This window comes from Bacillus sp. SIMBA_154 (assembly GCF_046536015.1).
GTDB classification, from domain to species: Bacteria; Bacillota; Bacilli; order Bacillales; family Bacillaceae; genus Bacillus; species Bacillus pumilus_P.
This window is the reverse complement of the sequence record NZ_JAWJBV010000690.1, coordinates 1-234: the sequence shown is the minus strand read 5'-3', so window position 1 is coordinate 234 and position 234 is coordinate 1. Positions and strand designations below refer to the sequence as shown.

The window sequence follows — 234 nt, the reverse complement described above, 5'->3', positions numbered from 1 at the left end:
CCCCATTTTCATATCACCTTTCTCTTAAAGCAGATCTTGAAAAAGCTATTGAAACAGGCCAATTGAATAAATATCACTTCAATTTTCTAAGAAATATTTTAGAAAAGACCTGTACATTTTTAGGTTATGAAGATTGGGTAGCTCTTTTACCTCAGACTAATGATATTCGTAACCCATATGAGACAAGACTAATCAATATTTTTAGCCACTCGCAACATGCAGGCGAAGAGATAG

At 33.8% G+C, this 234-nt stretch carries 1 protein-coding gene; it reads left to right on the top strand.

Annotated elements, in window-relative coordinates:
• The coding region (locus tag R0K30_RS23625; RefSeq protein WP_410613478.1) for a hypothetical protein at positions 1-234 on the top strand (234 nt) is incomplete at both ends.